Origin of the sequence: Kitasatospora sp. NPDC093558 (genome assembly GCF_040683475.1) — a bacterium.
GTDB lineage: Bacteria > Actinomycetota > Actinomycetes > Streptomycetales > Streptomycetaceae > Kitasatospora.
On record NZ_JBFBDY010000264.1, the window covers coordinates 1 to 8,885 of the forward strand.

General features: G+C 73.5%; 7 protein-coding genes. All 7 read left to right on the forward strand.

Translation table 11 applies throughout. The annotated features are described in order from the left end of the window. The first annotated feature begins 441 nt into the window (after positions 1 to 441). The 7 genes from AB0O00_RS22635 (at position 442) to AB0O00_RS22665 (ending at position 8,786) form a co-directional block, all read left to right on the forward strand. Entirely contained in the window at positions 442 to 1,674 is a 1,233-nt protein-coding gene (locus AB0O00_RS22635; protein WP_363654494.1) for an MFS transporter, read from the forward strand. 177 nt (positions 1,675 to 1,851) lie between these two features. After that, positions 1,852 to 2,085, forward strand: a complete 234-nt coding sequence (locus AB0O00_RS22640; RefSeq protein ID WP_363654496.1) for a hypothetical protein — start codon at positions 1,852 to 1,854, stop codon at positions 2,083 to 2,085. A 129-nt stretch (positions 2,086 to 2,214) separates the two neighbouring features. Beyond that, a complete protein-coding gene (locus tag AB0O00_RS22645; protein ID WP_363654497.1) occupies positions 2,215 to 2,772 on the forward strand; it encodes a methylated-DNA--[protein]-cysteine S-methyltransferase in 558 nt (185 codons plus the stop codon). A gap of 311 nt (positions 2,773 to 3,083) precedes the next feature. Next, positions 3,084 to 4,505 (forward strand): family 2B encapsulin nanocompartment shell protein, encoded by a 1,422-nt coding sequence (locus tag AB0O00_RS22650; RefSeq protein WP_363654499.1) that lies wholly within the window; start codon positions 3,084 to 3,086, stop codon positions 4,503 to 4,505. Positions 4,506 to 4,737: 232 nt separating this feature from the next. Beyond that, positions 4,738 to 5,787, forward strand: a complete 1,050-nt coding sequence (locus tag AB0O00_RS22655) for a family 2 encapsulin nanocompartment cargo protein polyprenyl transferase (protein WP_363654501.1) — start codon at positions 4,738 to 4,740, stop codon at positions 5,785 to 5,787. Between the two features lie 215 nt (positions 5,788 to 6,002). Further along, positions 6,003 to 7,367, forward strand: coding sequence for a DUF1254 domain-containing protein (locus tag AB0O00_RS22660; RefSeq protein ID WP_363654503.1), 1,365 nt, complete (start codon positions 6,003 to 6,005; stop codon positions 7,365 to 7,367). An 84-nt stretch (positions 7,368 to 7,451) separates the two neighbouring features. After that, the gene (locus tag AB0O00_RS22665; protein ID WP_363654505.1) at positions 7,452 to 8,786 is read left to right on the forward strand and encodes a DUF1254 domain-containing protein; all 1,335 of its coding nucleotides are present in this window, start codon (positions 7,452 to 7,454) and stop codon (positions 8,784 to 8,786) included. Positions 8,787 to 8,885 lie beyond the last annotated feature (99 nt).

Here is an 8,885-nt window from a genome sequence, read left to right on the forward strand (position 1 = left end):
GACGGGCGGCCGGGCGCGGCGCCGTCCCGGGCCCGTGGGGGCGGGGCGGCCGGCGAGCGCCCAGGCCCACGTGTCCAGCCCGATCCGGTAGATCCGCCGGGAGCCCTCGGCGAGTCCGGAGGCGGCGAGGTAGCGCTCGACGGCGACGGCGTACTCGACGGGGGGAAGCTCGACCATCATTCGTCCTTTGCCGCAGTAAATGCATGACTCCAGGGCACTCGAATGGTATCCGGGAATCGCAGTAAACAGCAGGTGAACCGGCATGATGATGGCAATTTACTGCGGCAATGACAGCTGTCCGAAGAATTGATACCGAAAGGCTCAAGTTTCCCCGCCGAAACCCTTGAACGCCCGCTCCGCCCGGAGGCAGACTTGCCGCCCATGGCAGTGGAAACGGAACGGATTCCGGCCCGTCGACGACGCCCGGGGAGCCGTCTCGCCGTGCTGGGCGAACGCGACTTCCGGCGGTTCTTCACGGGCTACGCGACCTCCCTCCTCGGCTCCGCGATGGCGCCGGTGGCGGTGACCTTCGCGGTCCTCGGCGGCGATGACGGTGGAGGCACCGGGCTGGGCTGGGTGATGGCCGCCCGGATCCTGCCCGTGGTGCTGGTCCTGCTGGCCGGCGGAGTGGTCGCCGACCGGCTCGGCAGCCGCCGCGTGATGCTCGCCTCGGACGGGCTCCGCGGCGTCGTCCAGGCCCTGTTCGCCGTGCTGTTGGCGACTGGGCGGGCGCCACTGTGGGCGATGGTGGCGCTCGTCGCCGCCTGGGGGATCGGCGAAGGGCTGTTCATGCCGGCGCTCGGCGCGCTGGTGCCCGCCCTGGTGCGCCGCGAGGAGCTCTTCGGCGACGCCAACACGCTGCTGGGGATGGCCCGTTCGGTCGCGACCGTGGCCGGTCCCGCACTGGCCGGCGTGGTCACGGCGGTGTGGGGTCCGGCAGTGGTGCTGGCGGTCGACGCGGTGACGTACGGGATCGGCGTGCTCGCGCTGTACCCGCTGCGCCTGTCCGGCGCGGCGTCGGACGGCGGGGGCGAACCGCTCGGCGGGGGCGAGTCGCTCCTCGCCGACCTCCGCGCCGGCTGGTCGGAGTTCAACTCCCGGCCGTGGCTGTGGATCACGACCGCCCACATAGGGCTCTTCAACCTGCTGGTGTGGGCGCCGTTCCTGGTCCTCGGGCCGCTCACCGCGCAGCGGGAGTTCGGCGGCGCGCGCGCCTGGGGCGCGGTGATGGCCGTGTACGGAGCCGGGGCGGTGCTGGGCGGGCTGCTGATGCTCGGCCGCCGCCCGGGCCGGCCGCTGGCGGCGGCAACCGTGGCGACACTGGGCTGGGCGCTGCCCTCGGGGGCGCTCGCGGCCGGGGCGGCACTGCCGTGGGTGGTGGCCGGGGCGCTGGTGGCGGGCGTCGGCTCGGCGGTGTGCGGCACGCTGTACGGCACGACGATGCAGCGCTGGGTGCCGCCGGAGGCGCTGGGCCGGGTGACGTCCTTCGGCGCGCTGGGCGCCTTCGTCCTCGGGCCGGTGGGCCTGGCGGCGGCGGGACCGCTGGCGGGCCGGCTCGGGACGGGGACCGTTCTGGGGGTCGGAGCCCTGTGGCAACTCGGCGCCGCTGCCGCGGTGTTGGCCGTGCCGGCGGTACGGACCCGCCCTTGGGAGGGTGACAAGGAACCCACCTGAACCCGCCCCGGGGAGGGCGATAAGGAACCCACCTGAACCCGCCCCCGGCACCCCCGGCGGCGCCGTCCACTCCCTCCCCTCCCCATCCCCCCGCCCCACCCCCCACCCCGCCCCCGGGCGCCCCGGGCGGCCCAGTCGTACGGTGGAGGGTGCGGGGGTGCACGGAGGAGGTTCGTCATGCCCGGTTCGCTCACCATCAGCCACCACGAGGCCGCGGTGGCCCTCGACCACACGGACGCCGCACGGCTCGCCACCGTGCTGGAGGAACTGGCCTATCTGCTGGAGATCCCCGGCCCGAACCGGATCAACGACGCGCAGCTCACCGTCCTGTGCGAGGGCCGCACGGCGGACCGCGCAGAGCTGTCGCACTGGTCCCGGGCGCTCGCGGCGCAGCTGAAGGGCCGGCTCTAGCCCGACGCGCCCACGCCGGCACCGGGCCCGCCGTACGATGACGCGCGGGGCGGGCGGTTGCCGCACGCCTCCCGGGTGCCGGGGTGGCCGGCGGCCGGCCCGGTGGAGGGTGAGGGTGGGGGCCCGAGCGTGCCGCAGTCCGTACCGCAGTCCCGGCAGCCGGCCTGGCTGACCGTGCCGACGCCGCTGCCGAGCGGCCCGATGCACGTCGCGGTGACGCCGCTGGGCGTCGCGGCGGCCGGTTACGGCGGGCGCGACGGCGAGCTGCCGGCCTGTACCGACGAGGCGAAGATCGCCGCCGTCACCGACCGGATCGGCGCCTACCTGGCGGGCCGCAGCCGGGAGTTGGGCCTGCCGATCGACTGGAGCCTGAGCAGCGGCCCGCACCGGACGGTGCTGCGGACGCTGTGGCGCGAGGTGCCGTACGGGCGGACCATCACCTACGGCGAACTGGCCGCGCGCAGCGGCGTGTTCGAGGACGTGACCGAGCCGGGGCTGGCGGCCCGCACGGTCGGGCAGATGATGGCCGCCAACCCCGTCGCGCTGCTCGTGCCGTGCCACCGGGTGGTGGCGGCGGACGGCATCGGGGGTTTCGGCGGCGGCCGGGTCGGGATCGAGGTGAAGCGCTGGCTGCTCACCCTGGAGGGGGTGCTGGAGCCGACCCTCGACTGGAACGGCCCGCTCTGACGCTGGAACCGTGACGCCGGAGCCATGACGCCGGAACCGTGACGCCCGAGCCATGAAGCCCGAGCCGTGACGCCGGAGCCGTCGGCAGTGGAACGGCCCGCGCCGGATGCGAGAGGATGGCACCCGGCATTCCGACAAGTTCGAATAGCAAATCGAACAAATATCGATCAAGTGATCTAGTCGTACTATTTGTTCGGTTATTCCGAACCACTCGAATGAGTGATTGCGGCGTGCCTCCGATCGGGCCCACCATGAAGTTGCACCATGAATATGCAAGGCGACACTTCATCGGGTTTGCGAAGGGCGCTCCTATGTCGACCGAAACGAATGCCGGTATTCCTGCGCCGGGCGCGCAGCCGGAGATCCGGCAGCAGCAGAGTCTGAGCACGGCGGGGGCGCGGAACCTCGCCACGACCACCAAGTCCGCGCCGCAGATGCAGGGCATCAGTCCGCGCTGGCTGCTCAGGATGCTGCCGTGGGTGCAGGTCTCCGGCGGTACCTACCGGGTGAACCGTCGCCTGCGCTACTCGATCGGCCGCGGCCGGGTGAGCTTCGTCAAGACGGGCGCCGAGGTGCGGATCGTCCCGCCGAGCCTCACCGAGGTGCCGGTGCTGCGCGGCTTCCAGGACGAGGCGCTCCTGGAGGAGCTGGCCGGGCGCTTCGTGCAACGCGAGTTCTCCGCGGGTGATGTCCTGGTCTCCGCCGGTGCGGAGATCAGCGAGGTCTTCATCATCGCGCACGGCAAGCTGGAGCGGATCGGAACCGGCAAGTACGGCGAGGACGCGGTCATCGGCACCCTCGCCGACGGCGACCACCTCGGCGACGAGGCCCTGCAGGCGGACACGAACACCTGGCCCTACACGGTGAAGGCGGCCACCGCCGGCACCGTGATGGTGCTGCAGTGGCCCGCCTTCCAGGAGTTGCACGACCGCTCCGAGGCGCTGCAGCTCCAGATCATGGAGTACCTGAACGGCTTCCAGCAGGCGCAGAACAAGCACGGCGAGGCCTCGATCGACCTCTCCGCAGGCCACGAGGGCGAGTTCGAGCTGCCCGGCGCCTTCGTCGACTACGAGCTGAAGCCGCGCGAGTACGAGCTGAGCGTCGCCCAGACGATCCTCAAGGTGCACAGCCGGGTCGCCGACCTCTACAACCAGCCGATGAACCAGACCGAGCACCAGTTGCGGCTGACGATCGAGGCCCTGCGCGAGCGCCAGGAGCACGAGCTCGTCAACAACCCCGAGTTCGGCCTCCTGCAGAACGCCGAGTACGACCAGCGGATCCAGACGCACTCCGGCCCGCCCACGCCGGACGACATGGACGACCTGCTCAGCCGCCGGCGCAGCACCAAGATGTTCCTGGCCCACCCGAAGGCGATCGCCGCCTTCGGCCGCGAGTGCAACAAGCGCGGGCTCTACCCGGGCACGGTCGAGGTCGAGGGCAAGCACGTCACCTCGTGGCGCGGCGTGCCGGTCTTTCCGTGCAACAAGATCCCGATCATCGGCGGCCACACCAGCTCGATCATCGCGCTGCGGGTCGGCGAGGACAACCAGGGCGTCATCGGGCTGAACCAGACCGGAATTCCGGACGAATACCAGCCGGGCCTCTCGGTGCGGTTCATGGGAATCGACGAGAAGGCCATCATCTCCTACCTGGTCAGCGCCTACTATTCGGCCGCCATCCTGGTGCCGGACGCGATCGGCGTCCTGGAGAACGTGGACATCGCCCAGCGGTAAGGCGACCGCGACGGACCGGCTGCCGAAAGCCGGGCTGTACCTCGTCCGCACCGAGCAGCCAAGTGCCGCAGCCGAGCAGCCGAGCACCGAGTACGAGCACCGCACGCCACCCGGCCCGGGCCCAGCTCCCGGGCCGGGCGGCGCCCAGCGCGCCCTACCGCGCACCGGCCGGCCGCGTCGCCCCAAGGCGGCGGCCGGCCTTCTCACGACAGGTCATCAGGGGGAGGAACCCATGACGAGCCCCACGCTGGAGCGGGACCACAGGGAGGGCCACGAGGCCGCAGACGTGCTCGCCCGGGCCCGCGGTCTGGTCGACCCGGTCCTGCGGGCCGCCGTCGACTCGCTGCCGGGCGCGATGCGCAAGGTCGCCGGCTACCACTTCGGCTGGTGGGAGGCGGACGGTTCGCCCTCCGCCTCGCCCTCCGGCAAGGCGATCCGCCCGGCCATGGTCCTCGCCGCCGCCCAGGCCCTCGGCGGCGACCCGGCCACGGCCACGGCCGCCGCGGCGGCCGTCGAGCTGGTGCACAACTTCACCCTGCTCCACGACGACGTCATCGACCGCGACGAGACCCGCCGCCACCGCCCCACCGCCTGGCGGGTGTTCGGCACCACCGAGGCGATCCTGGCCGGCGACGCAATGCACTCGCTGGCGCTGCGGCTGCTGGCCGAGGACACCCACCCGGCCGCCCGGTCCGCGGTCCGCCGCCTCACCGACTGCGTGGTCGAGCTCTGCGAGGGCCAGCAGATCGACTGCGCCTTCGAGCAGCGGGACGACGTCTCGCTCGCCGAGTGCCTCGCGATGGCCGAGGCGAAGACGGGTGCCCTGCTCGGCGCTGCCTGCGCGATGGGCGCGGAGTACGGCGGCGCGTCCGAGCGGGCGGCGAAGGCGATGGACGGCTTCGGGCGGGAGATCGGCCTGGCGTTCCAGCTGATCGACGACCTGATCGGCATCTGGGGCGATCCGGCCGTCACCGGCAAGCCGGTCGGGGCGGACCTGGTGGCGCGGAAGAAGTCGCTGCCGGTGGTCGCCGCGCTCGGCTCGGACACCCCGGACGGCGCCCGGCTCGCCGAGCTGTACGTGCTGGAACGTCCGCTCAGCGCCGAGGAGTTGGCGCTCTGCGCGGCGGCCGTCGAGGGTGCGGGCGGGCGCGGCTGGGCGCAGGGCGCGTCGTGCGAGCGGATGGCCGCCGCGATGGACCTGCTCGCCGTGGCCGTGCCCGAGCCGGCCCGGGCGGACGAACTGCTCGCGCTCGCCGAGCTGGTGACGCGCCGCACCCACTGACCGCGCCGCGCGGGGGAGTGGGAAGTCGGCCCGCCCGACTTCCCACTCCCGTCACGCCCGTTCCCGTCACGTCCGCTCTCGCAGCCCCCGCCCGTACCCGGACCAGCCCCCACCTGTCCGCTCCCGACGGCTTCCTTCCGGGTGCTGACCGACGCCTCCCCGCCTAGCATTCCCCTATGTAGCGATTTGTCCGAATCCTACTGGGGAGTGACAGCATGGTCAGCCCGGCCCTCGTCGATCCGACCACCGTCCGTGCGACGGCCGCCGAGGCGTGGCTGCGCGGCTACCCGATCCTGCGGAACTACCGCGCCCTGTACACACAGGCGCTGGACGACGCCGACCCGGCGTACGTCGGCGGCTTCGGCGTCTTCCGCCACCACCTGCCGCCGGCCGCCCTCGACGCCACGGCCGCCGCCGACCGAGCCGTCGACCGCGACACCCCGGCCTCGTCGGCCTGGCTCGACCTGCGCGCCGAGCACTGGGTCGTCTCCGTTCCCGCCGAGGGCGGCTACTACGTCCTGCCGGTCCACGAACTCGACACCGTGTACGCCGGGTTCGTCGGCGCCCGCGCCACCGGCCCGGAGGCCGGCGACCACCTGGTGGCCGGCCCGGACTGGCAGGGCGAACCGCCGCCGGGCGTCCGGAGCGTGATCCGCACCGCCACCCGCCTGGTCGGCATCGTCGCCCGCACGGAGCTCGCCGGACCGGAGCCCGCCGACGTCGCCGCGATGGAGACGGTCCGGCGGCAGTACCGGCTGCGCCCGTTGCACGAGTACGAGGGCGCCCCGGCGCCGCCGCCCGCCCCGGACCCGGTCTGGCCGGTCTGGCGGGACGAGGTGACGGACACCGTCGAGTTCCTCGCCTTCCTCGACTTCCTGCTCGGCTTCTTCCCGCTCCCGTCGCCCCGCCGGGCGGGCGCCGTCCCGCTCCCGTCCGCCGAACTCGACCTGCGCGGGCGCCTCACCGACCTCGGGATCGACGGCCGCGGCGAGTTCGAGCCCGCCGCCCTCCCGCTGGACGTGCGCGCCGAGATCGAGCACGGCATCGCCGACGCCCGCGCCCGGCTGGAGCGCGAGTCCGCCGCCCGCCCCGACGCGTCCGGCCTCGCCGGGACCCGCGAGCAGACCGGCGCCGACTACCTGCGCCAGGCCCTCGGCGCCCGGCTCGCGCCGTACGGGCTGCCCGCCGAGGAGGCCTGGTACGGCACCTGGACGGCCGACAGCGAGGGACACCGGCCGCCCGACGCGAGCGACCGCGACTACACGATCCGCTTCGGCCCCGGCGGGTTCCCGCCCGCCCGCTTCTCCTGGTCCGCCGCCCTGTACGAGCTGCCGGACCGCCGCCCGGTCGACAACACCCTCGACCGCTACGCGATCGGCGGCGCCACCCCGGGCCTGGTCCGCGACCAGGACGGCGGTCTGACGCTCTACGTCCAGCACAAGCGCCCCGCCAACGCCGAGCACTCCGCCAACTGGCTCCCGGCGCCGGACGGCCCGTTCACCGTCGTGCTGCGGCTCCACGGCCCCGAGGCGCCCGCACTCGACGGCCGCTGGCAGCTGCCGCCGCTCACCCCGCGCTGAACCCCGACCCCGCGCTGAACCCCGACCCCGACCGACCAAGACCCCGATCAAGACCAACCCCGACCGACCCCGACAGGACACCCGATGACCCAGCCCGAGCTGGAGGCCCTGGCCGCCGACGCGTACGTCTACGGCTACCCGCTCGTCGCCGGCCTCACCATGGTCGAGCGGTTCACCAAGGGCGGGATGGGCACCCTCCCGGCGGCGACGTTCAACCGCTTCAGCCACGCCACCCGGCTGGCCGCACCGGGGGACGACTTCGTCTCGGTCAACAACGACACGATCTACTCGATCGCCCAGCTCGACCTCTCCGAGGGCCCCCAGGTGCTGCACGTCCCGGACACCGCCGGGGCCTACTACGTGCTGCAGTTCGTCGGCGCCTGGACCGACAACTTCGCCTACCTCGGCAGCCGCGCCACCGGCACCGGTGCGCAGACCTGGCTGATCGTCCCGCCCGGCTGGCACGGCACCCCGCCCGACCCGGAGAAGGTGATCGAGGCGCCGACGACGGTCGCGACGGTGGTCGGACGGTTCGCCTGCGCGGGCCCCGACGACCTCCCGCGGGTCAAGGCCCTCCAGAGCGCGCTCACCCTCACCCCGCTGGAGCCGGGCGGCCTGGCCGCCGGCCTGCCCGAGCCCGACCAGGAGGTGCCCGAGCGGCTGGCGTTCTTCGAGCGGATGCGGGTCTGGATGCGGGCCTTCCCGCCCGCGGGCCCGGACGTCGAGTACGAGCGGCGCCTGGCCCCGCTGGGCCTCCTGGACGAGGGCGTCTCCCCGTACCGCGCGGCGGCCCCGGAGTGGACGCACACCCTCCTCAAGGGCCTGGCCGCCGGGCGCGAACGCGTCGAGGCGGCGACCCGCCCGCCCGAGGACCACCCGCTGGGGGAGTGGCGTTCGGCGCTGCACCTGTTCGACTACAACATCGACCACCTGGGCCCCGGCACCATCGACGACCCCGAGTGGCGCATCCCCGACCGCCGGGCCGGCTACCTGAGCCGCGCCGCCGCCGCCCGCGCCGGCCTGTGGGGCAACCACGCCTACGAGGCCTCGTACGCGATGACGTACGACGACTCTGACGGCCGCCCGCTCAGCGGCGCGAACCGCTACACGCTCCGCTTTGACCAGCCGCCGCCGGCCGAGGCGTTCTGGTCCGTCACGATGTACTCGCTCCCCGACTACTACCTCGTGGACAACCCGATCGAGCGCTACTCGATCGGCGACCGCACCCCGGGCCTCGTGCACGGCTCCGACGGCTCGCTCACCCTGACCCTCCAGCACGAGGAGCCCGAGGACCCGACGGAGCTCGCGAACTGGCTGCCCACCCCGGCGGGCGAGTTCCGCCCGATCATCCGGTTCTACCAGCCGAAGCAGTCCGTCCTGGACGGCACGTACCAGGTGCCCCCGATCCACCGGCACTGATCGTCCTCGGGCCGGGGCGCGGGCCTCTCAGTGCGGTGAGGCCGACGCGCCGCTCCTGGGGTGCGGCGCGCCCGTCGCGCCCGGGGCCGCCGTCGGGCC

Coding starts and splice junctions, on each gene's coding strand:
- AB0O00_RS22665 (WP_363654505.1), top strand. CDS start 7,452: ATGACCCAGCCCGAGCTGGAGGCCCTGGCCGCCGACGCGTACGTCTAC.
- AB0O00_RS22640 (WP_363654496.1), top strand. CDS start 1,852: ATGCCCGGTTCGCTCACCATCAGCCACCACGAGGCCGCGGTGGCCCTC.
- AB0O00_RS22660 (WP_363654503.1), top strand. CDS start 6,003: ATGGTCAGCCCGGCCCTCGTCGATCCGACCACCGTCCGTGCGACGGCC.
- AB0O00_RS22655 (WP_363654501.1), top strand. CDS start 4,738: ATGACGAGCCCCACGCTGGAGCGGGACCACAGGGAGGGCCACGAGGCC.
- AB0O00_RS22650 (WP_363654499.1), top strand. CDS start 3,084: ATGTCGACCGAAACGAATGCCGGTATTCCTGCGCCGGGCGCGCAGCCG.